26 protein-coding genes and 1 pseudogene are annotated in these 25308 nt (G+C 61.3%); 22 read left to right on the plus strand and 5 right to left on the minus strand.

The window, feature by feature from the left end; genetic code table 11:
* The 16 genes and pseudogenes from C0617_RS06725 to C0617_RS06800 form a co-directional block, all read left to right on the plus strand.
* Positions 1-287: Trm112 family protein (locus C0617_RS06725; protein WP_291316248.1), on the plus strand; the 287-nt coding region annotated here is incomplete at its 5' end.
* A 56-nt stretch (positions 288-343) separates the two neighbouring features.
* The gene (locus C0617_RS06730) at positions 344-1417 is read left to right on the plus strand and encodes a glycosyltransferase (RefSeq protein WP_291316249.1); all 1074 of its coding nucleotides are present in this window, start codon (positions 344-346) and stop codon (positions 1415-1417) included.
* 40 nt (positions 1418-1457) lie between these two features.
* Positions 1458-2489 (plus strand): lipopolysaccharide heptosyltransferase II, encoded by a 1032-nt coding sequence (gene waaF / locus C0617_RS06735; RefSeq protein ID WP_291316250.1) that lies wholly within the window; start codon positions 1458-1460, stop codon positions 2487-2489.
* A gap of 1 nt (position 2490) precedes the next feature.
* Positions 2491-3591 (plus strand): glycosyltransferase, encoded by a 1101-nt coding sequence (locus C0617_RS06740; protein ID WP_291316251.1) that lies wholly within the window; start codon positions 2491-2493, stop codon positions 3589-3591.
* A gap of 56 nt (positions 3592-3647) precedes the next feature.
* A complete protein-coding gene (locus tag C0617_RS06745) occupies positions 3648-4709 on the plus strand; it encodes a sulfotransferase (RefSeq protein ID WP_291316252.1) in 1062 nt (353 codons plus the stop codon).
* Positions 4697-5758 (plus strand): glycosyltransferase, encoded by a 1062-nt coding sequence (locus C0617_RS06750; protein ID WP_291316253.1) that lies wholly within the window; start codon positions 4697-4699, stop codon positions 5756-5758. The genes C0617_RS06745 and C0617_RS06750 overlap by 13 nt, the downstream gene beginning before the upstream one ends.
* Positions 5758-6900, plus strand: coding sequence for a glycosyltransferase (locus tag C0617_RS06755; RefSeq protein WP_291316254.1), 1143 nt, complete (start codon positions 5758-5760; stop codon positions 6898-6900). Before C0617_RS06750 ends, C0617_RS06755 begins: the two co-directional genes overlap by 1 nt.
* 7 nt (positions 6901-6907) lie before the next feature.
* Positions 6908-7567 (plus strand): sulfotransferase family 2 domain-containing protein, encoded by a 660-nt coding sequence (locus C0617_RS06760; protein WP_291316255.1) that lies wholly within the window; start codon positions 6908-6910, stop codon positions 7565-7567.
* A 45-nt stretch (positions 7568-7612) separates the two neighbouring features.
* Positions 7613-8194, plus strand: coding sequence for a D-sedoheptulose 7-phosphate isomerase (gene gmhA / locus C0617_RS06765; RefSeq protein WP_291316256.1), 582 nt, complete (start codon positions 7613-7615; stop codon positions 8192-8194).
* Between the two features lie 80 nt (positions 8195-8274).
* Positions 8275-9738 carry a D-glycero-beta-D-manno-heptose-7-phosphate kinase gene (gene rfaE1, locus C0617_RS06770; protein WP_291316257.1) on the plus strand — a complete coding sequence of 488 codons (1464 nt, stop codon included), beginning with the start codon at positions 8275-8277 and terminating at the stop codon, positions 9736-9738.
* Between the two features lie 15 nt (positions 9739-9753).
* Positions 9754-10338 (plus strand): HAD family hydrolase, encoded by a 585-nt coding sequence (locus C0617_RS06775; protein WP_291316258.1) that lies wholly within the window; start codon positions 9754-9756, stop codon positions 10336-10338.
* A gap of 271 nt (positions 10339-10609) precedes the next feature.
* Positions 10610-11488, plus strand: coding sequence for a YicC/YloC family endoribonuclease (locus tag C0617_RS06780; protein WP_291316259.1), 879 nt, complete (start codon positions 10610-10612; stop codon positions 11486-11488).
* A gap of 94 nt (positions 11489-11582) precedes the next feature.
* Positions 11583-12233: pseudogene (gmk, locus tag C0617_RS06785) on the plus strand (guanylate kinase).
* Between the two features lie 22 nt (positions 12234-12255).
* Positions 12256-12462, plus strand: a complete 207-nt coding sequence (rpoZ, locus tag C0617_RS06790) for a DNA-directed RNA polymerase subunit omega (protein ID WP_291316260.1) — start codon at positions 12256-12258, stop codon at positions 12460-12462.
* Positions 12463-12599: 137 nt separating this feature from the next.
* Positions 12600-14768: a bifunctional (p)ppGpp synthetase/guanosine-3',5'-bis(diphosphate) 3'-pyrophosphohydrolase gene (locus C0617_RS06795; protein ID WP_291316261.1), complete on the plus strand. Its 2169-nt coding sequence runs from the start codon at positions 12600-12602 to the stop codon at positions 14766-14768.
* A gap of 35 nt (positions 14769-14803) precedes the next feature.
* Positions 14804-15187, plus strand: coding sequence for a RidA family protein (locus C0617_RS06800; RefSeq protein WP_291316262.1), 384 nt, complete (start codon positions 14804-14806; stop codon positions 15185-15187).
* 89 nt (positions 15188-15276) lie between these two features.
* Here the strand turns inward: C0617_RS06800 and rpmB are convergent, their stop codons facing one another.
* The 5 genes from rpmB to purM all read right to left on the minus strand — a co-directional run bounded on the left by rpmB (position 15277) and on the right by purM (position 19170).
* The gene (gene rpmB, locus C0617_RS06805; protein WP_291316340.1) at positions 15277-15468 is read right to left on the minus strand and encodes a 50S ribosomal protein L28; all 192 of its coding nucleotides are present in this window, start codon (positions 15466-15468) and stop codon (positions 15277-15279) included.
* Between the two features lie 106 nt (positions 15469-15574).
* A complete protein-coding gene (locus C0617_RS06810) occupies positions 15575-16858 on the minus strand; it encodes a hypothetical protein (RefSeq protein WP_291316263.1) in 1284 nt (427 codons plus the stop codon).
* Between the two features lie 111 nt (positions 16859-16969).
* Positions 16970-17419, minus strand: a complete 450-nt coding sequence (locus C0617_RS06815; protein ID WP_291316264.1) for a DUF523 domain-containing protein — start codon at positions 17417-17419, stop codon at positions 16970-16972.
* A gap of 23 nt (positions 17420-17442) precedes the next feature.
* A complete protein-coding gene (gene purN / locus C0617_RS06820) occupies positions 17443-18105 on the minus strand; it encodes a phosphoribosylglycinamide formyltransferase (protein WP_291316265.1) in 663 nt (220 codons plus the stop codon).
* 15 nt (positions 18106-18120) lie between these two features.
* Positions 18121-19170: a phosphoribosylformylglycinamidine cyclo-ligase gene (gene purM, locus C0617_RS06825; RefSeq protein ID WP_291316266.1), complete on the minus strand. Its 1050-nt coding sequence runs from the start codon at positions 19168-19170 to the stop codon at positions 18121-18123.
* A gap of 315 nt (positions 19171-19485) precedes the next feature.
* Between purM and rimI the strand changes: the two genes are divergently transcribed.
* The 6 genes from rimI (at position 19486) to C0617_RS06855 (ending at position 25302) form a co-directional block, all read left to right on the plus strand.
* A complete protein-coding gene (gene rimI, locus C0617_RS06830; protein ID WP_291316267.1) occupies positions 19486-19944 on the plus strand; it encodes a ribosomal protein S18-alanine N-acetyltransferase in 459 nt (152 codons plus the stop codon).
* Between the two features lie 85 nt (positions 19945-20029).
* Entirely contained in the window at positions 20030-20887 is an 858-nt protein-coding gene (locus C0617_RS06835; RefSeq protein ID WP_291316268.1) for a dihydroorotate dehydrogenase electron transfer subunit, read from the plus strand.
* Positions 20884-21834, plus strand: a complete 951-nt coding sequence (locus tag C0617_RS06840; RefSeq protein WP_291316269.1) for a dihydroorotate dehydrogenase — start codon at positions 20884-20886, stop codon at positions 21832-21834. The genes C0617_RS06835 and C0617_RS06840 overlap by 4 nt, the downstream gene beginning before the upstream one ends.
* A 26-nt stretch (positions 21835-21860) precedes the next feature.
* Positions 21861-22418, plus strand: a complete 558-nt coding sequence (locus C0617_RS06845) for a DHH family phosphoesterase (protein WP_291316270.1) — start codon at positions 21861-21863, stop codon at positions 22416-22418.
* On the plus strand, positions 22419-24515 hold the full coding sequence (locus tag C0617_RS06850) for a CBS domain-containing protein (RefSeq protein ID WP_291316271.1): 2097 nt from the start codon (positions 22419-22421) through the stop codon (positions 24513-24515).
* Positions 24516-24615: 100 nt separating this feature from the next.
* On the plus strand, positions 24616-25302 hold the full coding sequence (locus C0617_RS06855) for a site-2 protease family protein (protein ID WP_291316272.1): 687 nt from the start codon (positions 24616-24618) through the stop codon (positions 25300-25302).
* Positions 25303-25308 lie beyond the last annotated feature (6 nt).

Genomic DNA, 25308 nt, shown 5'->3' on the forward strand with positions numbered 1-25308 from the left:
TTAAACTTCCTTCCGGTGAGCTTCCCGTCCCCTGCTACCAGGTCCCCATGGATCTCGTCGTTCAGGACGAGGCGGTCATGGAAAGGGCGTTTAACCCCTTTTTGCGAGAAGGAGTTGAGATGGCAATTTCGGAAAAGTTGCTTGAGTTGCTGGCATGTCCCAAGTGCAAGGGGGAGGTGCATCTCCGAAAAGAGAAGAACCGGATCGTCTGCGAAGAGTGCCGGCTGCTGTACCCGATTCTGGACGACATCCCGGTCATGCTCATTGACGAGGCGGAGAGTTTTTGATCCCTGACCATGGGGCCCCGGGCCCAAAGCCCGGAGTGGGCACGGTAGATAAAGGCATGCTGCGTTCCCTGCATATTATCGGCAGCCGCAAAATGGGCGGAGCCGAACAGTTTTTCCAGCGGTTGGTCCGTGGACTGAACGGGCCGGATCACTGCGCCACGGCCGTGGTGCGGCCGGGCAGCGAGCTGCGCCCCGTCGTCGGAGACTCCACGCGCCAGTTCCACGTTCCCATGCGAAACGGCTGGGACATCCTCTCGGGCCTCGCAATCCGCCGCCTGGTGCGGAAGGAGCGGATCGATATCGTTCAGAGCTACATGGGCCGCGGCACCCGCCTGACCCGCATCCCCCAAGGATGGGGAGTTAAGCACGTGGCGCGACTGGGGGGGTACTACAAAATCGACGGCTATTACCGGCACGCCCACGCCTGGGTCGGCAATACCCGGAAGCTGTGCGACTATCTCGTTCAGCAGGGGCTGCCCTCGGAGCGGGTGTTCTACATCGGCAACTTCGTCGAGCCCCGACCCGCGACCTCCCCGGAGGACCGGGAAACGCTGAGAAACTTACTCCGATTGCCGGAGGACGCTTTCGTCCTTTTCGCCCTCGGGCGGTTCACCGAGGTCAAAGGTTTCGACGACCTGCTGCCGGCCTTTGCGCGGCTTCCTGCTGAGGTCGGGGGGCGGCCCTTTTTCCTGGTCATTGCAGGGGACGGCCCCCTCAAACAAAAGCTTTTGGCCCAGGCCGCAGAGCTTGGCATCGAGAAGCGGTTGCGCTGGGCGGGCTGGCAGAACGATCCCCATCCCTATTTCGACCTCGCGGATCTCTTCGTTTGCCCTTCCCGGCACGAAACGCTGGGCAACGTCATCCTGGAGGCGTGGGCTCATCGGTTGCCGGTCGTGTCGACCTCCTCGCTGGGCGGTGCGGAGTTGATCCGGGACGGGGAAAACGGTCTGCTGGTTCCTTGCCAGGATCCGGTCGGGATGGCGGACAGGATGTCCGAGCTGATCCGGGCCAGTGACTCTGACCGCAGCCGTATCGCCGAGAGGGGGTACCAGACCCTTTGCTCCGAGCACAGCCCTGAAGCCGTACTTGCGGCATACCGCGCTCTTTACCAGGAACTGCTGACCGCATAGACATCCGGGGAGGAGACGATCGCCTCCCGCTCCTTGGAATATGAAAAAGATACTGATCATCAGACCGAGTGCCATCGGCGACGTGGTCATGGCATCGCCCATGATCAAGGTGCTGCGCTGTGCCTACCCCGGGGCAAGGATCGCCTGGCTGGCCGAGCCCCAGGTCAAGGATTTGCTTGCTTCCAATCCGGACCTGGACCAGGTTTTCCTCTGGCCTAAAGGGCATTGGCGCCAGCTTCTCCGCCGGGGCCGCCTGCTGGCACTGGCCAGGGAGGTGTCGGTCCTTGCGCGGCAGTTGCGCCGCGAGGAGTTTGACCTCGCCATCGACGCGATGGGGCTCCTTAAGAGCCGGGTTCTGGCCTGGCTGTCCGGGGCGCGGCAGCGGGTCGGGTTCGATTCCCGCGAGCCGGGCCGGTCTCTCATGACCCGGATCGTCGCCCGGGGCTCCGGCGACAAGAGGATGAGCTCAGAGTATATTCGCATGATGGAGGACCTCGGCCTCAGTCCCGGAGGGTTCGAACCGCACATCGCGGTCTCCCCCGAGGACGAGGAGAGCGCCCTGGAGAAGCTCCGCGGGGCGGGCGTGGAGTTCCCCTTCGCGGCCTTCGCACCCTTCACGACCCGGCCCCAGAAGCACTGGCTGGACGAACGATGGGCCGGGGTGGCCCGGGGAGTCAGGGACAAGTTCGGGATGCAGGCGGTCATGCTCGGCGGTCCCGGGGACGTCGAGCGTGGAGCCCGGATCGCTGCCTGCGAAGAGGGGACGTTGGTCGATTTGGTGGGGAGCATGACTCTCGGCCAAACCGCCGCGGTCCTCAAGAATTGTTCCCTTCTGATCGGGGTGGACACCGGCCTGACCCACATGGGCGCCGCTTTCGATCGTCCGACCGTCGCCCTGTTCGGATCGACATGTCCCTACCTCAGGACACCGAGGGACAAGTTCCGGGTGCTCTACAGCCCCATGGACTGCTCCCCCTGCCGTAGGCGACCCACCTGCGAGGACGGGTTTCTCTGCATGGAAGCACTTGGCCAGGAGGACGTTCTTCGTGCCGCCCAGGAAGTGGTCGCCTGAGATGAAGATTCTTCACATCGAAACCGGTTTGCATCTTTACGGAGGCGCTCAGCAGGTCCTTTATCTGCTGGGCGGGCTGAAGGCGGGAGGCGGCGTAAATATTCTCGTCTGTCCCGCCGGCAGTGCCATTGGCGCTGCGGCCGTCTCTAGCGCCGATGTCGTCGAAGCCCCGATGGGCGGAGAACTCGATCCGAGGTTTCTGTTCAGTCTGGTGCGGGTCATCCGGGAAAGGCGCCCCGACCTGGTTCATGTGCACAGCCGGCGCGGAGCTGACCTCTGGGGCCCCATCGCAGCCCGCCTCACCGGAACCAGGGCCCTTCTGACCCGTCGGGTCGACAATCCCGAACCGCCCTGGCTCGCGCGCATCAAGTACAGCCCCTATGAACGGGTCGTGACCATCTCCGAAGGGATACGACGGGTCCTTCTTTCCGAGGGGCTTCCTCCGGAACGGGTCCGCTGCGTTCGCAGCGCCGTGGACAGCCGTCCATTCAAAGGAGAGCGAGACCGGGAATGGCTTAGGCGGGAGTTCGGTGTCGGGCCGGAGGAAACCGCCGTCGCCGTAATCGCCCAGCTCATAGAGCGCAAAGGGCATCGTTCCCTTATCCAGGCTGTGCCGGGGATTCTGCGCAAGTGTCCCCGCGCCCGGTTCCTGTTTTTTGGCAAGGGTCCTCTTCGGGGAGAGCTCGAACAGCTCTGCCGTGAGGCCGGGCTCGGCGAAAAGGTTCTTTTCGCCGGCTTCCGCAAGGACCTGCCGCGGGTCTTGCCCTGCCTCGATCTGGTCGTCCATCCGGCTTTTATGGAGGGACTCGGGGTCTCTTTGCTGCAGGCTTCTGCCGCCGGGTTGCCGATCGTGGCGGGTCGGGCGGGCGGTATCCCCGAGGTCGTTCGGGACGGCGTCAACGGCTACCTGGTGGAGCCGGGCGATGTTTCCGCCCTTGAGGAGTCGGTGGTGAAGGTCCTCCTCGATCCCGGCCTGGCCCGCAGGCTTGGGCATGCCGGGCAGGAGATCGTCGGGGGGGAATTTTCCCTGGAGGCCATGGTCGAGGGGAACCGGAGGGTCTACCGGGAGATCCTCGGACTAAACGAGGCCGGCGCGCCGTAAGACGGCGGCGATCCCTTTTGCGGCCGCCGTTTTGCGGCCAGTGCAGGATTGAAGAGATGAGACCGATTTTCATCGGCGGCTGTGACCGCAGCGGAACGACCATGCTCGGGGCGATGCTCGGAGCGGGCTCGGGGAATCTGTGCACCCCGGAATCCCAGTTCATCGTCAAGGTTCACGAAAAGGCGGCCCTGAAGGGCAGGGGGAACGATTCCGCTTTTCTGGCCCGGGCGCTGGTCGACCACTGGCGCTTCAAGATCTGGGGTCTGGACGTTGCTCCGGAGGAGGCGGTGTCCGCCGCGGGGAAGGGGAGCTTCAGAGACCTCGTCGAATGGGTCGTCGGCCGCTACGGGGAGAAGGCCGGAAGGTCCGCTCCCGAAGTCTGGATCGATCACACTCCCTGGAACCTCCGGTACGGACTGCTTCTCGATAAGCTCTTCCCCGAGGGGAAATTCATTCACATCGTTCGCGACGGCAGGGGGGTCGCCTCCTCGGTGATCCCTCTCGACTGGGGTCCCAACAACGTCAGGGACGCCGCCCACTGGTGGCTTGAAAAGCTCTCCTACGGCCTGGCGGCAGAATCGTCCCTGGGCACGGGGAGAATCCTCCGGGTGCATTACGAAAAACTCCTGCAGGACCCCGAGGGGGAATTGCAGCGGATCTGCGCGTTTGCCGGAATTGAGTATCAACCGGAGATGTGTCGGGGGGAGTTCAACGTGCCCGGGTACACCGCCCGACAGCATCGCCTGGTCGGCAAAGCGCCCGACAAGGGGAGGGCCGAGGGGTGGGTCGACTCCCTCTCCGGCCGCGAGGTTGAGGTGTTCGAAATGATCGCAGGGCAGATGCTGGGGTATCTCGGCTATCGGCGGCGGAGCCCTTATCTTACCGAGAACATCAGCAGCAGGGAGAACCGCAGGTTTTCCCTGGGTCATTTTTTCAAGAAAAACCTTTCCCGGAAATTTTCCGGAAAAAAAGGATTATTCCCGGGGCTTCCGGGGGATCTTCCGAAAACGCATTGTAGTCGGATTTGCCCCGTCATAAAGAAAAAACAGGGCGCAGGGTCGCCTTTTTCGGATTCCGTTCTGGAAACCAGGCGATCAGCCATGTCATGCTCAACCTGATGAACGCCATGGTGGACCAGGGGGTATCCGTCGATCTTCTTCTGAACAAGACCGACATTCCGGAGCTCTCCCGGGTGCGCCCCGAGATCCGCATCGTGGAACTGGGCCACGGCAGCGTCTGGTACCGGGTCCGGGCGCTGGCCCGCTACCTGGAAGAGGACGAGCCGCAGGTTCTGTACACCAATCACAAGGAGCGGGCCAACCGGGAGGCGATATTCGCCAAAAAGATGACCGGTTCCGGGGTCCACCTGGTCTTCCGCATCGGAACCACTCTCTCCAAGGCGCTGGAACGGCGGAACGCCCCGAAGCGCTTCCTCATGCGGACCTCGGTGAACTACTGCTATCGTCGGGCCGATACCATTATCGCCAACGCCCGGGGGGTGGCCGCGGATGTTTCCGCCATTACCGGCATCCCCCTGGAAGAGATCCACGTGGTGAACAACTCGACGGTGACTCCCACCCTTTATGAGCGGGCTCTGGAACCCCTCGACCATCCCTGGCTGCAGGGAGACGGGGTGCCGGTCGTCGTGGGGGTGGGGCGTATGACGAGGCAGAAAGATTTTCCGACCCTTTTCCGTGCCTTCGCCCGCATCCGGGCGACCCGAAGCTGCCGTTTGCTCATTCTCGGCGAGGGCAAGGAGCGTGGGCGCCTGGAGCAACTGGCCAGGGAACTCGGTATCGAAGCCGATCTCGACATGCCCGGCTTTGTGGCCAACCCCTTCGCCTACATGCGCCGGGCCTCTCTCTTTGTCCTGTCCTCGGCGTGGGAGGGATCTCCCAACGTGTTGATCGAAGCCCTGGCCCTCGGAATTCCCGCCGTCGCCACCGATTGCCACAGCGGGCCTCGGGACATTCTTCAGGGAGGAAAGTACGGCCCCCTCGTTCCGGTGGGCGATGTCGATGCTCTGACCGAGGCGATGCTTGCGGGGATGACCCGCCCCCATCCCGCCGAGTTTCTGAAAAGGGCCGCCGAGCCCTTTCACGCCGATCGGTGCGCCGGCGAATACCTGGCCGCCGCCGGTTCGGCCGTTGCCGAAGAGATTTTTTGATGCCACCCGGGAAAACGCCTAGCAGACCGAGGATCGCCGTCTTTGTCTCCTTCTCCGGAAAGGGCGGGGTCGAGAGAATGATCACGCGGCTGTGCGGAGGCTTCATCGACCTGGGGTGCCAGGTGGACCTGCTCCTGATCAAGTCCCAGAGCGAGCACCTGAACGAGCTTCCGCCTCAGGTCCGGTTGGTCAAGCTGGGGGCCTCGCACAGCCTGACTTGTCTTTGGCCCCTTGTCCGTTACCTGCGGAGGGAACGCCCCGATGGGTTGCTCGCAGCCAAGGACCGCGCCAACCAGGTGGCCATTATCGCCCGCTGGCTGGCCCGGGTTCCGACCCGGCTGGCGATTCGCATGGGAACGACCATTTCGGCGGCCCTGGAGGGCAAGGGCACTCTGAAAAAATGGCAGTGGTATCTCCCCATCTGGCTGCTCTACCGCCAAGCCGACGAAATCGTAGGGATCTCCCAGGGCGTGGCCGACGACTTGGCCTCGATCACCGGACTGCCCCCGAAGCGTTTCCGGGTGATCACCAACCCTGTCATCGATCCGCAGACCGGAGAGTTGGCCCTGCAGGAGGTTGCCCACCGGTGGTTTGCCCCCGGGGAGCCGCCGGTCGTTCTCGGCGTCGGTCGTTTGACCCGGCAAAAGGACTTTCCCACCCTTATCCGCGCCTTTGCGCGGCTGAGGGAGCAGAGGGCATGCCGCCTGGTGATCCTCGGCGAAGGGGCGGATCGAGAGAGACTCTCGGCCTTGACGGAGGAGTTGGGAATAGGGCAGGATGTCGATTTTCCGGGGTTCGTGGCAAATCCCTTCGCCTACATGAGCAAAGCCTCCCTTTTCGTCCTTTCCTCGGCGTGGGAGGGGTTCGGCAATGTTCTGGCCGAGGCGATGTCTGTCGGCACGCCGGTGGTCTCAACGGACTGCCCCAGCGGTCCGCGGGAAATGCTGCGCGGCGGCGAGGTTGGCCCGCTGGTTCCGGTCGGCGATGTCGCCGCTCTGGCCGAGGCGATGCAGGCCGTCCTGGCCGACCCTCCCGACGGCGAACTGCTGAAAGAGGCGGTCTGCGAGTATACCGTGGAAAACAGCAGCCGGGCCTATCTTGCAGCCCTGATGGGGGACAATCTCCCAGCGGACAAAGGATGATGACAGGATGTTGCTCTCCCTTAAATACAAGTTCCTCTTTGTGCACATCGCCAAGACCGGAGGCACGAGCGTTCGCGCGACCCTGAACCGCTACCGATGGCGGGACCCCTGGTATTACCCCATGTTCATGTGCAGCCGCCTCAGCTCTCTCTCCGGCCACAGTATCGGGGCGAAACTGCCGCGCCACGCCAGGGCGATTTGCGCCTACGAGATGCTGCCCCGGGAGCTTTACGACTCCCTTTTCAAGTTCGCCTTTGTCCGAAATCCCTGGGATCTGCAGGTCAGTTCCTTTCATCACATCGGGCGCGAGAGACCCCACCTGATGGAAGGTCGGGAGGACTTTGAAAGTTTTCTGCGCTGGAAACTCGATCCCGAGAGGCCCCACCAGTACCATATCGACACCTCCATCGAACTGCAGTCCGATTATCTCGTCGACCTTCACGGCAAGGTCATCGTCGATTTCGTGGGACGCTACGAACGGCTCCAGGACGATTTCCGTCAGGTCTGCGAGCACGTCGCTCTCCCGGCGCCGAAGCTGGCGCACAAAAGGCAAGCCAAAGACCGGGGTTCTTTCCGCAAATACTACACCGATGACACAGCCGCCCTGGTGGCCGAACATTTCAAGGCGGACATCGACATGTTCGGCTACACCTTCGATGGGGATTAGCCGCCCCTTCAGGGGCATGGCTTGTCAACAAGGCAGGGAATGGTTATGACAGAGCAAATCAAGCAAGTGTTCGAAGAGCACCTCCGGACCATCGAGCGCACCGCAAATACTTTGACCGGACCGATCGAGGCGGCGGCGGCGCTCCTTACGGGCGCCCTGGAGGCGGGGAATAAAATTCTGGTCATGGGCAACGGCGGATCCGCGGCTGACGCCCAACATTTTGCGGCGGAAATGGTCGGGCGTTTTCTGATGGAACGCAAGGCTCTACCCGCCCTGGCCCTGACCACCGACAGCTCGATTCTCACCGCACTGGGCAACGATTACGGTTTCGAAAGGGTCTTTTCACGGCAGGTTGAGGCCCTGGCCGCTCCGGGCGACGTCGTTATCGGCATCTCGACCAGCGGGAACTCCGAAAATGTTCTCGCGGCCATGAAGGCCGCCCGGGAGATCGGTTGCCGAACCGTCGGACTGCTGGGGGGCGAAGGAGGAGGCATGACCGGGCTCGTGGATGTGGCCCTGACCGTCCCTTCGGACAGGACCCCTCGGATTCAGGAGGCGCACCAGACCGTCATCCACATTCTGTGCGATCTGGTTGAAACGCGGCTGTTCTCCGAAGGGACACCGTAGCCGGTCGCCATCGTCAAAAACTCTTACGGATTCCTTTGCTCTTATCGGGCGGGGCCGAATCCGTTGCAAGGAGGGCAAGAGTGAATCGCAGCGAGGCTGAAAAATTCCTGTCCCGCCTCGGAGATATCCGGGTACTGGTCATCGGCGACCTGATGCTCGACGAGTATCTGTGGGGTCGGGCCGAACGCATTTCTCCCGAGGCTCCCGTTCAGGTGGTGGACGTCTCCCGTGACGAGATGCGGCTCGGCGGGGCGGGAAACGTTCTGCACAATCTGCTCGCTCTCGGCTGCCAGGTCCAGCTTGCCAGCGTGGTCGGCAACGACCGCGAAGGGGAACTCCTTCGGGATGCGCTCGTTGCCAAGGGGATCTCCGACGAGGGGGTTTTTCGGGAGCCGGGGCGGCAGACGACGCGCAAGACCCGGATTCTGGCGGGCAACCAGCAGATGCTGCGCATCGACCGCGAATGCCGCCAGCCGATCGGTGCAGCAGCCGAGGACCGGCTCTTCGACTACATTTCCGGGACGGCGAAGGGGTGCCAGGCGATCCTGGTTTCCGATTATCTGAAGGGCGTCCTGACCGAGGGGCTGCTGGCGAGGATCATCGCTCTCGGTAAGGAGTTTGAAATCCCCGTGGTGATCGACCCCAAAGGGGACGACTATGCAAAGTACCGGGGGGCCACCCTGTTGACCCCCAACCGCAAGGAGGCCGAGAGGGCGTCCAAAGTCGCCATCGTGGACGAGGAGAGCCTCGTGCAGGCCGGCCGTCTGTTGCGCGACAGCCTCGAACTGGACTCCCTGGTGCTGACCCGCAGCGAGGAAGGGATGACCCTCTTTGCGGCCCAGGGCGGGGAACTTCACCTGTCAGCGGAGGCCAGGGAGGTTTTCGATGTCTCCGGGGCCGGCGACACCGTCCTTGCCCTGCTCGGGGCAGGGCTGGCCGGAGGCCTGGTCCTTGAGGATGCCGCACACCTGGCCAATATCGGCGCTGGGATTGTCGTCGGCAAGGTCGGGACATCGACCGTCTCCCCGCAGGAAATCCTTCTGGTGTTGGGCCGGCAGCACCACGACTCTGACCTCAAGATCAAGGATCGGTCGATTCTCGAGGGGCTCATGGCCCTGGAGAGGGAGCAGGGGCGGACGATCGTTTTCACCAACGGATGTTTCGACCTGCTCCACGCCGGTCATGTCAAACTTCTGCAGCAGTCCCGGAGCTTCGGGGATGTGCTGGTGCTCGGCCTCAACTCCGACGCCTCCATCCGGCGCCTGAAGGGACCCCGCCGCCCCCTCATCGAGCAGGATGAACGGGCGCATCTGCTGGCTGCCCTTGACTGCGTCGACTATGTGGCGATCTTTGACGAGGACACCCCCCTGGAATTGATCCGGCAGTTGCGGCCCCACGTCCTGGTCAAGGGAGGTGACTACGCCCCGGAACAGGTGGTTGGAAAAGACGTCGTGGAGAGTTGCGGCGGGCGGGTGGAGATCGTGCCCCTGCTCGGAGGGAAGTCGACCACCGGCCTGATCGAGAGAATCAAGCGGGACCATTAGGCCGGACGGGGACCTATGAAAAAGTCAAGACGACCAGCGGTCTTCCTCGATCGGGACGGCACCATCAACGTCGAAAAGTCGTACCTGCACCGGGTGGAGGATTTTGAATTCATTCCCGCTGCCGCTGCCGCCATCCGCCGGCTCAATGAGGCCGGTTTCCTGGTCATCGTCGTGACCAACCAGTCGGGAGTCGCCCGGGGGTACTACGGTCTGGACGATGTGGATGCGCTCCATCGCCATCTTCAGGGGGAACTCGGCAAGGTAGGCGCCTTTATCGATGCCTTCTATGTCTGTCCTCACCATCCCAGCGAGGGGGTCGGCGCTTTCGGAATTGACTGCTCCTGCCGCAAGGGGAGGCCGGGCATGTTGCTTCGGGCCGCGGAGGATCACCATATCGACCTTGCGCGATCCTTCATGGTGGGGGACAAGGCCGCGGCCGTGGAGGCCGGCTTGCGGGCCGGTTGCCGTTCCCTTCTCGTTCTGACCGGCTACGGAAAAAGCGAGGCAGAACTTGCCAGTGCCCTGGGGGGGCGCCCCGTTGCCGACCTGGCAGCCGCGGTGGACTATGTTTTGGGTCAGGGTATAATCAAAACCGATTGAATAGAATTTAATACCGGTGCAACAGGCGTCCGGTGGCCGTCTCTTCGGACGGATCCTTCGATGTCAGAGGGGCAGCCAGGGGCTTTAACACGGCCGGTGATGAGACCGGGTTCATCGGTTCCTCCATCGTGGAAGAACTCCCTGGTCGGGAGGCTTTCCGCAACCGGGGCGCCTTGAACGAGGCTTGACCGCAGGCCCCCGCTGGTTTATGCTCCTGTCCGGCCGCCATCGATGATGGTCGGCCCATCCCACTTTGTTAAGGAAAATTGACATGATAAAGAGCATGACCGGCTACGGCAAGGGACGCAGCGCCAATGAAACACTCGGGCTGACCGTCGAAATCAAATCAGTGAACCACCGTTTCTGCGACGTCTCGGTCAAGGCTCCCCGCTCCCTGATGGGGCTTGAGGCAGAGATAAAGAAAAAAGTCGGCGAGCGGCTGCGCAGAGGCAAGATCGACGTCTTCGTGAACCAGGAAATGATATCGATCGCCCCGGTCGTGCCGACTCTGAACCGAACGCTGGCCGGTGCCTACGTAGAACTTTTTGAACAGATGCGCACCGAATTCGCCGTCGATGGCGGGATACCTCTTGGCCTTCTCGCCGCACAGAAAGATGTGGTCGTCCTTCGCGACGCGGACCTGGACACGGAGATGGTCGGGGACTGTCTCGCGCAGGCCCTTCGGCAGGCCCTGGACTCTCTGGAGGCAATGCGCAGCGCCGAAGGCGAAGCGACGGAAAAGGCGATGGAGAGCTACCTCGATTCCGCCGAAGGACTTTTGGGGGAGATTGAGAAGCGGGCCCCCGAAGTTTCGGTAGAGTGGAAGGAAAAGCTGACCGAGCGTCTCGGTCGGTTGAGCAAGGATTTCGAATACGACCCCCAGCGGGTTGCCCAGGAAATCGCCCTCTTTGCCGACCGCTGCGATATCTCCGAGGAGGTCGTTCGCTTCAACAGCCATCTCGACCAGTTTCGCAAGTTGTTTGCCCAGAACGAGCCGGTGGGGAGGCAGATGGATTTCCTTCTTCAGGAATTGAACCGGGAGACCAACACCATGGGTTCCAAATCGAACGATGCCGAATTGACCCGCCGGGTGGTGAGTATCAAGGCCGATTTGGAGAAGATCAGGGAGCAGGTTCAGAATATCGAGTAATATGAGCGACCTCCCGAGGGGCCGAGCCCTCTCGAGGCAAGTCCGTTCCGGGAAAGCCGGTTTTGAACGGGCTCTTTTTTCAGAGAAGGGAAGTATGAAACGTAATGGTATCGTCTTCGTCGTATCCGCACCGTCAGGGGCCGGCAAGACGACTCTATGCAAGGAACTTATTGACTTGTTCCCCCGCCTGCGGCATTCTGTCTCCTACACGACGCGGCCCAGGAGGCAGGGTGAACGCGACGGTTCCGACTATCACTTCGTCACCGCGTAGCGATTCTCGGCCATGGTGGCGGCGGGGGAATTCGCCGAGTGGGCCGAAGTTCACGGCAACTGTTACGGGACGGCGATCCAGACCCTGGATGATTGGCGGGCCGCCGGCGAGGACGTCCTGCTGGAGATCGACTGCCAGGGGGCCGCTCAGTTGAAGCGAACCTGCCCCGGCGCCGTATTTGTCTTCATCCTCCCTCCCGGTTTCGCAGAGTTGAGACAGCGCCTTGAGGGCCGCGACACCGATGCCCCCGAAGTTATCGAGCGGCGCATCGCCAACGCAAGCATTGAGGTCCGGGAAGCCGCCTGGTACGATTACGTGGTGGTCAACGATGAGCTGCCCAGGGCCCTTGAGGAGCTGAAGGGCATTGTCGTTGCGGAGGGGGCGCGCGCCCGCAGGGTATTGCCGGGGGTGGCCGAAGAGTTCCGCATCCCATTGCCTGCGGCGGACAGCGGCGGACAGGGTTCACAACCATAATCCTCTAAGGAGATTATCATTCATGGCACGCATCACCGTTGAAGATTGCCTGCATCAGGTTCCCAACAGATTCCTGTTGGTCATGGTGGCCGCCAAGCGCACCAAGCAGTTGTACAAAGGAAGCCAACCCCTGATTGAAAACAAGGGCGGTAATAAAAAAGTTGTACTCAGCCTGAGGGAAGTCGCAGCGGGGAAGGTCGACTTTGAGATGCCCGTCCGCAAGGGTTGATCAGAAAGGCTGTGCCTTTTCCCGGCAGGAAGGAACGCTATCGGCTGCCGTTGCCACTGATTTTCCTGCCTTTTGTCTCTTCCTAACGATTGCCGGCGCTCCTTCGCCGGCAATCGTTTTTCTTGGTTAGGGTCGCCATGGTTCGCATCGGCGATATTCTAGAAAAAATCCATTCCTACGACACCTCGGCAGATCTCGACGCGGTGCGTAAGGCCTACGTTTTTTGCGCTCACGTGCATAAAGGACAGGTCCGCCTCTCCGGCGTACCCTACCTGACCCACCCCATGGAAGTGGCCAATATCCTCGCCGACCTGCGCCTGGACGTGGCCACGATCATCACCGGCCTTCTGCATGACACCGTAGAGGATACTCTGGTCACCAAGGACCAGCTCGAAGAGAATTTCGGCCCAGAGGTCGCAGCCCTTGTCGACGGGGTCACCAAACTCGGCAAGATGACCTTCCGTACCCGGGAGGAGCGGCAGGCGGAAAGCTTTCGCAAGATGCTCCTCGCCATGGCCAGGGATATCCGTGTCATCCTGGTCAAACTGGCCGACCGCCTCCACAATATGCGCACCCTCGACCATCAACCGGAAGCGAGGGGGCGGGATATCGCCCAGGAAACTCTCGATATCTACGCTCCGCTCGCTAACCGTCTCGGTATCAGCTGGATTAAGGGCGAAATGGAGGACCTTTCCTTTCGTCATGTCAGGCCGGAGGTCTTTTACGACCTTGTCGGCAAGGTCGCCAAGAAGAAGACGGAGCGTGAAAACTATATCGGAGAGGCCAAGTCCGGTATTCTCAAAAAACTTGAGGAACACCGCATTGAGGGGGAGGTTTCGGGCAGATCGAAGCATCTGTATTCCATCTACCTGAAGATGGAAAAGCAGGGAATCGACTTCGACCAGGTCTTCGACCTGATCGCCCTCCGAATCATCGTCAAGACGGTGCGGGACTGTTATGCCGTGCTCGGCATCATCCATTCGTCATGGAAGCCGATACCGGGGCGCTTCAAGGACTACATCGCCATGCCCAAGGCGAACATGTATCAATCCCTCCATACCACCGTCATCGGACCCCACGGGGAGCGGATGGAGGTCCAGATACGCACCGAGGACATGCACCGGGTGGCTGAGGAGGGGATTGCCGCTCATTGGGCCTACAAGGAAGGAAAGGCTCTTGTCGGGGGCGGCCCCGGGGACGACCATCGCTTCGGCTGGCTGCGTCAGATGCTCGAGTGGCACCAAGAACTCAAGGATTCCAGGGAGTTCATGGACTCGGTCAAGGTCGATCTGTTCCCCGAGGAAGTCTACGTTTTCACCCCTCAGGGGGATGTGAAAGAACTTCCCAAGGGGGCCACGCCCATCGATTTTGCCTACAGCGTACATACCGATGTCGGGCATCGTTGCGTTGGAGCCCGGATCAACGGAAAGCTGGTCCCGCTCAAGACCCATCTCAAGAACGGAGACATGGTCGAGGTGATGACCGCGGCCAACCACACGCCCAGCAAGGACTGGCTGAAGTTTGTCAGCACCTCCAAGGCTCGTAATCGAATCCGCCAGTGGGTCAAGACCCAGGAGCGGGAACGAAGCATCGAAATGGGCAAGGAACTGGTGGAGAAGGATCTCCGCAAGTACGGAATAGGGTTTAAGCGGCTTCTGACCACTGAGGAGTGGGCGCATGCCGTGGAGGAGTTGGGATTCCAGGGGGGCGATGACCTGCTCGCCGCTATCGGCTACGGAAAAGTCTCTCTCGGCCAGGTGCTCGGCCGCGTCGTTCCCCAGGAGAAACTGAAGGCAGAACGCGCCAAGGCGGCCCCCAAGGCAGGACGACTCGGACGGGTCCTGGAGAAAATCCGAAAAAAGCCGACCAGCGGAATAAAAATCGACGGTGTTGAGGATATCATGGTCCGGTTTGCCAAGTGCTGTAATCCACTTCCGGGGGATCCGGTCGTCGGTTTCATCACCCGGGGACGGGGAGTGACGGTGCATGCCAATGAGTGCCCTCATGTCCTTGAGGCGGACCTCGAGAGACGCGTCGAAGTGGAGTGGGACCAGAAGAAAAAGGCCTCTCGTCCGGCAAAGATTCGAGTGCACTGTGCGGATCAGAAGGGGATGCTGACCGGGATTGCCGGGGCCATCTCAACCTGCGAGGCCAATATCATCAGCGCCAATGTCCATTCGACCGTCGATCGAAAGGGAGTAAATACCTTCGAGGTGGATGTGCAGGACCTGGATCACCTCAACCGGGTGGTCAACGCCATTCTCAAGATCAAGGGAGTGTACAAGGTGGAGAGAATGCGCAATTAAATGGCGGTCGAAAAAACAAGGAAGGGGAGGTTGTCATGACGATTACAAGAATCGAAACGGAGCAGGCCCCTGCGGCTATCGGACCCTATTCGCAGGGGGTCAGGGCGGGGGATTATGTCTTTTTTTCGGGGCAGATTCCCCTCGATCCTGTCAATGGAGAGATGATCGCCGGAGGTATCGAGGCTCAGGCGGAGCAGGTGATGAGCAACATGGGAGCTGCTCTCGAGGGGGCCGGTCTGTGTTTTGAGCAGGTGGTCAAGACTACCATCTTTCTGACGGATCTGGCGGAATTCGCCGTTGTCAACGAGATTTACGGAAGGCGGTTTCCTGGGATTTCCCCTGCACGAGCCACGGTTCAGGTTGCAGCTCTGCCGAAGGGCGCCAGGGTCGAGATCGAGTGGACGGCTTTTTGCGGTTGAGTCAGGGGCACCCCGGCAGGAATCCGGAAAAACGAACAGGGGGAACGGCGTGAGCCGTTCCCCCTGTTCGTTTTTTTTACCCGTCGATATCAGAGCGCCTTGGTGACAGCCCCTGACCGGATGCAGCGGGTGCAAACCTTTACGGTGCGCACGGTGCCTTTGTCGATCGCCTTGATTTTCTGCAGGTTGGGATACCAGACTTTCCGGGTCTTGTTATGTGCATGACTGACATTATTGCCAGTCGTAGGTCTTTTTCCACAGATTTCACAAACTCTTGCCATTTTGGTTACCTCCTGAATGTTTTGAACGTGATTAGATACCACGGTTTGTTTTGTATTGCAACTTTTTTTTGGTCTTTCCACTGGGCCGCTTCGTCCTGATGCGAACTCAGGTCTTGCCCTTTTTGTCCAATCTTTTCAGCAGGTAGTTGGCCGTTGAAAGGCCCAGGATCACCCCTCCGAGAGTGCCGAGGTGGGGCAAGACCATGGTTTCGCTGCAGAGAAGGGACTGGCGCCCGCAACGGATAGGGCTTGCCCCGGCGGGAAAAGCCTTTGCGGCCGTTTTTCCAGCGGGATCATCGGAATGCTCAAGAAGGTCTTCTCCTGCGAAATTGATCGTACAGAAGGGCAGGACCTGGGCCAGGCGGGCTATGATTTCCTGCTCGGACGGGGCCTTCTCTTGCAGGGGCGCGGCATATTGCACGGTGCATGACGTATTGCCCGGACTTGGCGCAAAGGTCAGGCGCAGGGGGAAGGGGGCCGCCTGGATGACTTCCGGTGCGAGCAGGGGGGAGATGTCACCCGTCAGCTCGGCGTGGAGGGTTCGGCTTGCGGTTTCGGGTGCCTTAAGTCGGTCGCAAAGAAACGCCGGAAGCAAGGGGAGCGCCGTTGCGCTGCCGATGAGGTAATGGCGGGCCGTACATTCGTGTCCGCCCTTCAGTACGATGCCGACCGGTCGCCCCCCCTCGGTCATGAATTCCTGAAGGCGGGAGAGCTTTTCCTGCGCTCCTCGAAATTGTCGATAGCGATTTTCAAGGATCTCGTCGAGCTCAGCAGGTGAAATACCACCGGGGCGGGTAGCCCAGTGCCAGAGAAGGGCCGCCTCGGCGACCGAGAGCGTTTCATGGGGGACCAGGGCCAGTCCGGCGAAGAGGGTCGCCATCGCTTCGGTGACCTTCCCATCTCCGAGCTCTTCCAAGGCCTTGTCCAGGGGCTTATTAAGCTTCCTGGAGGTCAGGCGTTTTTTGAACAACTGTCGGGAAAAACGCAGCCGGCTGGCTATCCCCAGAGAGGGTAGGCCGCCTGAGTCGAAGAGGGATTCTTCCAGAGCGTTTCCCAAATATTTCAGGTCGGTCAGAAACTCTCCGATCCGTTCCGAAGCTTCGGGAAACTCCCGCGCCAACTCCTCCTTGAGCGGGGCGGCTCCGTTGAAGTCGATTCGTATATCCTCGGAGATAAGTTGAAAGGGAGGGGGAGAGCACTTGGTGGAGGCGGAAACCAAGTTTTCGAGGAGCCGGTCCAGGTGTAAAGACGACAACGGCTGGACGGAAGCGGCGGGACCGGCCTCATCAAGGACGAGAGTACGCCAGCCTCTTTTTGCAAGGAGGGTGAGAGCAATGCGGGTTGCCCGGCTGCTGCCCAGAGCTATGACATCGTAATGGTGTTGGGACACGGGGCGGGGTCTTGGTCGTTGCTGGGCTCTCCTTCGCACATGGATGCCGTGGAGAAGAGCAGGGTTTTTAATAGGGACCGGTCAGGGGCCACCCTTAGGGGCGCCACGCCATCAGAGGTCCTCTTCGGAGCGCACTTGAAAGCCGCGGCGCGACAGAAGAGCGCATGCCACTCCCTGACCCGGGACAATCGTCTCTTCCAAATAGACCTGATGAACACCACAGGAGGGGCTGCGCTCCTTGAGCAGGGCTTCAGTGCAACCGGACAGACGGGCGACTTCCAAAGTCTCTGACGCGCCCCTCAGGAAGGCATCGTTGACGATCTTCCCCTCGCTGTTTTTGACCGTTCCGGTTCCGTTAAGCACCCCGGTTCCGTCGCCAGAGGTGAATCGGGTGGCAGGCCGTGGCGTGGCCAGTCCCGCGAGCTGTTCGGGACAGACCGGTACGGGGGTCAGGTTCCGGTCGGCAAGGTAGCGGAGCACTGCGGCGTTGCGTTTCGCGGCTCCGTCGTACCGGGTCTGGAGACCGAGCAGGCAGGCGCTGACCAGGATGGGGCGGGGCATGGCGTGCTCACTTGCCTGGAAAATCAGGCGTCCAGGGGCGGATTGGCCAGGGACGCTTCTGCCGGAGTGAGGGGCGGAGAGATGCGAACCCGGCGTCCCTCGATCTGCAACCGTCCTTCGGCGAAAAGCTGGATGGCCCGTGGATAGACCCGGTGTTCCTGCACGAGGATGCGCGCCGACAGGGATTCTTCCGTGTCGTCGTCAAGCACCGGAACCACCGCCTGGATGATGATGGGGCCGGTGTCGACCCCCTTGTCGACGAAATGGACCGTGCACCCGGCAAAGCGGGCCCCGTATTCCAGTGCCTTTCGTTGGACATGAAGACCAGGAAAGGCCGGCAACAGGGCCGGGTGGATATTCATGATCCGTCCTGGGAAGGCGTCGAGGAAGACCTCGGAAATCAGGCGCATGAAGCCTGCCAGGATCACTAATTCCACCCCGGCATCCTGAAGGGTCTGTACGACCGCGCGGTCGAAATCCTCACGACTCTGGAATTCGCGGTGGTCGAGAACACTGCAGGCGATGCCGGCCTTTCGCGCCCGCTTCAGGGCGCCGGCCTCGGGGTTGTTGGTGAAGACGAGGGCGATTTCAGCATCGAGCGAACCGTTCTGGCAGGCGTCGATGATGGCTTGCAGGTTGGTTCCCCCGCCGGAGGCAAGGGCCCCGATGCGCACTTTTCGGGCCAAGACTTCCTCCCTTTGTTACACCAACTGGATTCGCTCGTCCTCTTTGGAGCACTTGGCGATTTCGCCGATCGGGAATGCGGTTTCCTTCAGACCCGAAAGGCGCAGCATCACGTCTTCTGCTTCTTCTTCCGGAACCACCAGCACCATGCCGATGCCGTAGTTGAAGGTGCGGTACATTTCCAGTTCGTCGATATTGCCACCTTGGCGAAGGACCTCGAAGATGGGGGGCTTGTCCCAGCTGTTCTTCTCGATAATGGCCTGGCAGTGCTTGGGCAATATCCGGGGGATGTTCTCCACGACCCCGCCCCCGGTGATGTGGGCGATTCCCTTGATCTGGAAGTCCCGCAGGAGATTGAGTATCGCTTTGACATAGATCCGGGTGGGGGTGATGAGTTCCTCTCCCAGGGGCCGGCCGATCTCGGGCAGGGTCGCATCCAGGGCAAGGCCCATCCGCTCAAACAGGACCTTGCGGGCCAGGGAATAGCCGTTGGAGTGAAGGCCGCTGGAAGCGATGCCGATCACCCGGTCGCCGACGGTGATGGACGATCCGTCGACGATGCGGCTGTTGTCAACGACACCCACGGAGAAGCCTGCCAGGTCGTACTCTCCATCGGCATAAAACCCGGGCATCTCGGCGGTCTCACCGCCGATGAGGGCACAGCCGCTCTGCTTGCACCCTTCGGCGATTCCCCGGACAATGTCCGCTCCCTTCTCCGGGGCGAGCTTGCCGGTGGCCAGGTAGTCGAGGAAGAACAGGGGCTCGGCGCCCTGCACGACGATATCGTTGACGCACATGGCCACCAGGTCGATGCCGACCGTGTCGTGCTTGTCCAGAAGGAAGGCAAGCTTCAGCTTGGTCCCCACCCCGTCGGTCGCCGCCACCAGGGTGGGCTTTTCGTACTTGTCCACGTGCAGGGAAAAGAGTCCCCCGAACCCGCCGATGTCGGTCAGCACTTCTGGCCGCGAAGTGGCTCTGACAAGAGGCTTGATGAGTTCGACAAAACGATTGCCGGCATCGATATCGACGCCGGCATCCTTATAGGTAGCCTTCGGTTCTTTACCCAATGGTCTATACTCCCGTAGCAAAGTCGCTAATTAATAGATCAATCTTCCAGGGCTTGTCAACGCCAAAGTCTCCCCGCGGAGGCCATTAATTTCTTCCGTCCTCGCCGATTCGGGACTCGGGGCCGAACGGAGGGGTTTTGCTTCGCGTCCCAAGCTGGCATAATCCCTTTACAGGGCCATAGGGGTGCCTTATTATACTATGCTCCGCCGGCGGGCTGTTCCTACATGAATTATAGCCATCCGGTCGCTGAATACTACCCCCATGACCTGTCGCTTTCGGGTTCCGTTTCGACCTTCGGGGGACATTAGACGATCATGCCCGACTGCCACACCATTCGCCAGATGACGCCGGAAGACCTGGAAGCTGTCCTGGCCCTCGAATCGACCTGCTATCGACAGCCCTGGTCGAGAGAGCTGTTCCTTCGGGAGCTTGAAAACCCCCATGCCGAAATCGATCTTTTGTGGATTGGTAACCGCCTCGCAGGTTTCCTCTGTTCCTGGATGATCGGCCCGGAGTTGGAAATTCACAACGTGGCCACGTCACCCGAGCTGCGCAGGGGCGGGGTGGGGAGTTCTCTTCTGCGCCACGTCCTTTCACGCGGCAGGTCCCGGGGGCTGGAGCGCGCTTTTCTTGAAGTGCGAAAGGGGAACTTGGCCGCCATAGCCCTTTACCGGGCTTTCGGGTTTTCTACTGTCGCGGTACGGACGGGGTATTATCAGGACGGCGAAGACGCCCTCATCATGGAGCTTCACGAGGCTGACGCGCCGGAATAGGCATGCGCCGCCTGTTAGGTTTTTCGCCGGTTCAGACAAGGACGGGCCTGCCTGAGGCCGTGCCCGGGAAGGACAGAGACGAAGCATGAAAGATTACAAAACCGTTGTACTCTCCAATCAGGAAATCTCTCCCGGTTACTTCCGGATGCGCCTTCTGGCCCCGGGAGCCGAAGAGATGGTCCGGGCGGGTCAGTTTGTTATGCTTCGGGTAGGAAGGGACCTGGCCCCTTTGCTGCGCCGCCCCTTCGGGGTCTTTCGCACAGGCTTTCTGCCGCCCGACTGCGAGGGGCTTCCCCCCAAGGAGTATATCGAACTGCTCTACAAGGTGGTGGGGCGCGGCACTGCGACTATGAGCGCCCTTCACGAAGGGGATCAGGTCGAACTGATGGCTCCGCTCGGCAAGGGGTTCGATCTCGGTGCCCCGGGGGGGCAGAGCATCCTCGTCGGAGGCGGGATCGGACTTGTTCCTTTGTTCCTGCTGGCCGCAGAACTGGCCAAAACGGGTCGGGTCAATCTTCTCATCGGAGTACGCACCCGGGACGACATCATCGCCGTGACCGAGTTCGAGAGACTTGGTGTGGAGACCTACGTCTCCACCGAAGACGGCAGCCTGGGCGAGCAAGGTCTGGTGACCCGGGTTCTGCAGAGCAAACTCGACGAGGAGCCCGGCGCTGGCGTGTACGCATGCGGGCCGATGCCCATGCTTGAGGCGGTTCATTCCATCTGTGCCGATCGGGGAGTGCCCCTGCAGGTCTCCCTTGAGGCGCTCATGGCATGCGGTGTCGGGGCCTGCCTCGGTTGCGTCGTCAAGGGGGCGGGTCACAGCGAGGGGAAACCGCGCTTTTTGTGCACATGCAAGGAGGGTCCCGTGTTTCGGGCCGAGCAACTTGATTGGAGCAGGATCGGTCAGGAGGAAGGATACTGCGAGGGGTGCAGATCATGAGACAGGGAGAAGCTATCGTGTCGGAGGGGGACGAGCGTCCTAGCCTGGCCGTGGAGGTCGCGGGAATCCAAATGAAGAACCCGGTCATGCCGGCTTCGGGGACCTTCGGTTACGGCGAGGAGTATGCCCCTTATCTCGACCTGGAGAGGATCGGTGCCATTGTCACCAAGGGGCTGTCCCTGAAGCCCAAGGCGGGCAATCCCACGCCCCGCATCGCCGAGACGCCCGGCGGCATGCTCAACGCCATCGGGCTGCAGAACGTCGGCATAGACGCCTTTGTCGAACACAAACTGCCGTTCCTGCGCGAGGTCAACACCCCCGTCATCGTCAATTTCTTCGGCAACACCCTGGAGGAGTACGGTGAAGTGGCCACTCGCCTTTCGGACCTTCCTGAAGTCGCCGGGGTGGAGCTTAACATTTCCTGTCCCAACGTCAAGCAGGGGGGGATCGTCTTCGGCACCGACCCGGAGGCCGCCGCCGCCGTCGTCGGCGTGGTTCGCCAACGCCTGGCCAAACCCCTGATCGTCAAGCTGACTCCCAACGTGACCGATATCACGGTCATGGCGAGAGCCGTCGAGGAGGCCGGCGCCGACGCAATCAGCTGTATCAACACCCTGACCGGCATGGCGGTGGACATCCGCACCCGCCGTCCTAAACTGGCCAACACGACCGGCGGACTCTCCGGCCCGGCCATTCGGCCGGTTGCCGTGCGCATGGTCCACCAGGTCGCCCGTGCGGTAAAGGTCCCGGTCATCGGCGTGGGGGGCGTCATGGAAGCCGAAGACGCTCTGGAGTTCCTTGTCGCCGGGGCCACCGCCGTGCAGGTCGGCACCGCCAACTTCGTGGAACCGACGGCCATGCTGAAGGTCATCGAGGGGATAGAGCAGTTCTGCATCGAGGAGGGGATCGCGGATATCCGGGAACTGATCGGCAGTCTCCGCCCGTAAGGGCGAGGAAGGGACGGGTTTCGGTCATGGAAGTCATCACCACTCACGTCAATGCCGATTTCGACTGCCTCGGCGCCATGATCGCGGCCAAGAAGCTCTATCCCCGGGCCCAACTTGTTTTCGCCGGCGCCCAGGAGCGCAGCCTCCGTGAATTTTTTCTCAGAAGCGCTCTTTATGCCTACGACTTCAAGCGAATCCGGGATATCGACCTCGATGCGATCACCCGCCTGATTCTGGTCGATGTCCGGCAATCGCAGCGCATCGGCCCCTTTGGAGCGGTTGCGGAACGGGACGGCGTCGAGATCCACATCTACGATCATCATCCGTCCGGACAGGCCGACATCCGTGGAACCCTCGAGCTCATCGAGCCGGTCGGGGCCACCGTCACCGTCTTTTCCCAGCTCTTCATGGAACGGGGTATCACCCCCGATCCCGAAGAGGCCACCATGATGATGCTTGGGCTGTACGAAGACACCGGCAGCCTGCTCTTCAGCTCCACCACCGTCCGGGACTACCAGGCGGCGGCCTTTCTCCTTTCCTGCGGCGCCAACCTCGACACCGTCTCCGACTTCCTCACCCAGTAGTTGACCCCCGACCAGGTCGCCCTGCTTCACGAACTCATCAAAAATCGCACCGTACTCAACGTCAACGGTGTTGATGTCTCCATTGCCCACGCTTCCCTGGATCATTTCGTGGTCGACCTGGCGGTTCTGGTCCACAAGCTCAAGGACATGGAAAACCTTCAGGCGCTGCTCGTGGCCGTTCGCATGGGGGACCGGGTATTTCTGGTCGGCCGCTCCCGGCTTCCCGAAGTGCATGTGGGGGAGATCTTCGCCGAGTTCGGTGGGGGGGGACACGCCTTCGCGGCCTCGGGAACGGTTCGCGACCTGACCATGGTCCAGATTCTTGAACGGCTGCCCGATGTCCTCAGGCGCCACGTCAATCCCTTGTGGGAAGCCCGCCACCTGATGTCCTCTCCGGTCAAGAGCGTCAATGCCTCGGACACCATCGGGGACGTTCGCAAGACCCTGACCCGCTACAACATCAACTCCCTGCCGGTCATGGACGATGGCGAGATGGCAGGGATCATCACCCGGCAGGTGGCTGACAAGGCCGCCCACCACGGGCTTGGCAAAATCCCCGTTCGGGAATATATGAGCAGGGAGTTTGCCTCGGTGACCCCGGATGCCTCCGTAGAATCTCTCAAGGAACTCATTGTCGGGAACAACCAGCGCTTTGTTCCGGTGTTCGAAGAGGGACGTCTTGCCGGGGCCATCACGCGCACGGATCTCCTGCGTCACATGGTGGCAGGGGTTCGCGCCAACCACCGTCAAGGTGCGGGGAACGGGAATTCGGAACTGATTCCTCGAAAGCGGTCGGTGGCACGGCTGCTGCGCGACCAGTTGCCCCCCCCCATACTGAAAATGCTGCAGGACATGGGACAGGTCGGGGACGCTCTGGGAATGAACATTTTTGCCGTCGGCGGCTTTGTTCGGGACCTCCTGCTGCGCCAGGAGAACCTCGATGTCGATATCGTTGTGGAGGGCGAAGGGATCGCCTTCGCCACCGAATATGCCAAGCAGCACGAGTGCCGGGTCCGCGCCCACCGCAAATTCGGCACTGCCGTGATCATCTTTCCCGACGGCTTCAAGGTTGATGTCGCCTCGACCAGGATGGAATACTACCTCGAGCCCGGGGCCCTCCCCACCGTGGAGCATGCCTCCATCAAGCTCGATCTCTACCGGCGGGATTTTACCATCAACACCTTGGCGCTGGCCATCAACGGCGAACACTACGGAGATTTGCACGATTTTTTCGGGGGCCAGCGGGACTTGGAGGAGAGGGCCATTCGGGTTCTTCACAATCTCAGCTTTGTCGAAGACCCGACTCGAATGTTTCGCGCCATCCGCTTCGAACAGCGCCTCGGGTTTCACATGGGCGTACATACCGAGCAACTGCTGCGCAGCGCGGTGCGCATGGGGTTTCTCGACAAGGTCGGGGGGGGACGTGTTTTCAACGAACTCGTCCTTATCTTTATGGAGGCCGACCCCCTTCCCGCGGTTCTGCGCATGGCCGAACTGGACCTTCTCAAGTACATCCACCCCTCCCTGGCTGGAATCAAGAAGGCCCGTCCCCTGTTCGAGGCCGCAAGCCAGGCCCTCCATTGGCATGCCTTGCTCTACACGGGTGAGACATGCCGGCGCTGGCTGGTCTATTTTCTCTGCCTGACCGCAAGTCTCGATCGGGACGCCATTGAAGGGGTCTGTAGCCGCCTCAGTATAACGGCCCGCTACCGAATGGTGGTGGCGCAGGAAAGAGAGGAGTCTCACCGCGTTTTGCAAGATATTCACCGCTACCGATCCCGGGGCCGCACTCCGCGGGCCAGCCAGGTTTACCGCTGGCTGACCCCCTTTTCAACCGAAACACTGCTCTACCTCATGGCCAGCGCCGGTCACGAGGAGGTGCGCCGTTGGATCTCCCAGTACTTCACCCGTCTGGCCGGTGCCTCAAGCATCCTCACCGGAAGCGACCTGAAGCGTATGGGGTTACCGCCCGGGCCCCGTTACAGGGAGATCCTCGATGGCCTGCTCGATGCCCGGCTCAACGGCAAGGTGGTTACCAGGGAGGACGAGGTCGCCCTGGTGAAAAAGCGGTTCCTCCGGTCGGCTCCGAAGACCTAAGACTCCTGCGTCCCTCTCGGTTCCCTTTGTCGGCCGCATTGACTTCCCCCCGCCCCATCTGCTACAAAGACTGTGTTTTCCCTTTGGAGATGCGCAATTAATGGAAAGCATTGTCGCCAAAATCTCCGTCATGCTGGTGCCAGCCCTGCTGGCGGTGACCATCCACGAGGTATCCCACGGGTACGTTGCCGAGCGCCTCGGCGATCCGACCGCGCGAATGCTCGGCCGGCTGACCCTGAACCCCCTCAAGCACCTCGACCCCATCGGGACCTTGGCTCTGCTCTTTTTCGGCTTCGGCTGGGCGCGGCCGGTTCCGGTCAATTTCCGCAATCTCAAGCGTCCCAAACCTCATATGATCTGGGTGGCGCTGGCCGGGCCGAGCGCGAATTTTTCCCTTGCCCTGGCCTCGGCCCTTCTTTTGCGCGGTCTGGCTCTGCTCGAGGGGGACCTGGCCCCCGGCGCCGGGACGCTTTCCGCGATGCTGGAGCCGGTGAAGCTGATGGCCGGATTCAGCCTCTTCATCAACATTATTCTGGGGGTCTTCAACCTGATCCCTATCCCGCCCCTCGACGGGGGAAGGGTCTTGAGCGGGATTCTTCCCCAGCGCCAGGCCGACCTGCTGGCCCGGCTTGAGCCCTTCGGCTTCGTACTCGTCATTTTTCTGGTCTTTTTCACCGATCTCTGGCGGCTGGTCTTGCAGCCGATCGTCTTTCAGCTTGTGGCCTTTCTGTCCGGTCCCCAGGCGCCGACTGTGGAGAGGGCCATCCACTTTCTCTTCGGGCGCTAAAGGGTC

This window comes from Desulfuromonas sp. (assembly GCF_002868845.1).
GTDB lineage: Bacteria > Desulfobacterota > Desulfuromonadia > Desulfuromonadales > BM501 > BM501.

Bases quoted from the DNA above. Each gene is read 5' to 3' on its own strand.
- C0617_RS06760 (WP_291316255.1), top strand. From the start codon at position 6,908: ATGTTGCTCTCCCTTAAATACAAGTTCCTCTTTGTGCACATCGCCAAG.
- C0617_RS06855 (WP_291316272.1), top strand. From the start codon at position 24,616: ATGGAAAGCATTGTCGCCAAAATCTCCGTCATGCTGGTGCCAGCCCTG.
- C0617_RS06740 (WP_291316251.1), top strand. From the start codon at position 2,491: ATGAAGATTCTTCACATCGAAACCGGTTTGCATCTTTACGGAGGCGCT.
- gmhA (WP_291316256.1), top strand. From the start codon at position 7,613: ATGACAGAGCAAATCAAGCAAGTGTTCGAAGAGCACCTCCGGACCATC.
- C0617_RS06800 (WP_291316262.1), top strand. From the start codon at position 14,804: ATGACGATTACAAGAATCGAAACGGAGCAGGCCCCTGCGGCTATCGGA.
- rpmB (WP_291316340.1), bottom strand. From the start codon at position 15,468: ATGGCAAGAGTTTGTGAAATCTGTGGAAAAAGACCTACGACTGGCAAT.
- rpoZ (WP_291316260.1), top strand. From the start codon at position 12,256: ATGGCACGCATCACCGTTGAAGATTGCCTGCATCAGGTTCCCAACAGA.
- C0617_RS06755 (WP_291316254.1), top strand. From the start codon at position 5,758: ATGCCACCCGGGAAAACGCCTAGCAGACCGAGGATCGCCGTCTTTGTC.
- C0617_RS06745 (WP_291316252.1), top strand. From the start codon at position 3,648: ATGAGACCGATTTTCATCGGCGGCTGTGACCGCAGCGGAACGACCATG.
- C0617_RS06780 (WP_291316259.1), top strand. From the start codon at position 10,610: ATGATAAAGAGCATGACCGGCTACGGCAAGGGACGCAGCGCCAATGAA.
- C0617_RS06840 (WP_291316269.1), top strand. From the start codon at position 20,884: ATGAGACAGGGAGAAGCTATCGTGTCGGAGGGGGACGAGCGTCCTAGC.
- C0617_RS06750 (WP_291316253.1), top strand. From the start codon at position 4,697: ATGCTCAACCTGATGAACGCCATGGTGGACCAGGGGGTATCCGTCGAT.
- C0617_RS06730 (WP_291316249.1), top strand. From the start codon at position 344: ATGCTGCGTTCCCTGCATATTATCGGCAGCCGCAAAATGGGCGGAGCC.
- C0617_RS06775 (WP_291316258.1), top strand. From the start codon at position 9,754: ATGAAAAAGTCAAGACGACCAGCGGTCTTCCTCGATCGGGACGGCACC.
- rimI (WP_291316267.1), top strand. From the start codon at position 19,486: ATGCCCGACTGCCACACCATTCGCCAGATGACGCCGGAAGACCTGGAA.
- C0617_RS06845 (WP_291316270.1), top strand. From the start codon at position 21,861: ATGGAAGTCATCACCACTCACGTCAATGCCGATTTCGACTGCCTCGGC.
- waaF (WP_291316250.1), top strand. From the start codon at position 1,458: ATGAAAAAGATACTGATCATCAGACCGAGTGCCATCGGCGACGTGGTC.
- C0617_RS06815 (WP_291316264.1), bottom strand. From the start codon at position 17,419: ATGCCCCGCCCCATCCTGGTCAGCGCCTGCCTGCTCGGTCTCCAGACC.
- C0617_RS06795 (WP_291316261.1), top strand. From the start codon at position 12,600: ATGGTTCGCATCGGCGATATTCTAGAAAAAATCCATTCCTACGACACC.
- C0617_RS06835 (WP_291316268.1), top strand. From the start codon at position 20,030: ATGAAAGATTACAAAACCGTTGTACTCTCCAATCAGGAAATCTCTCCC.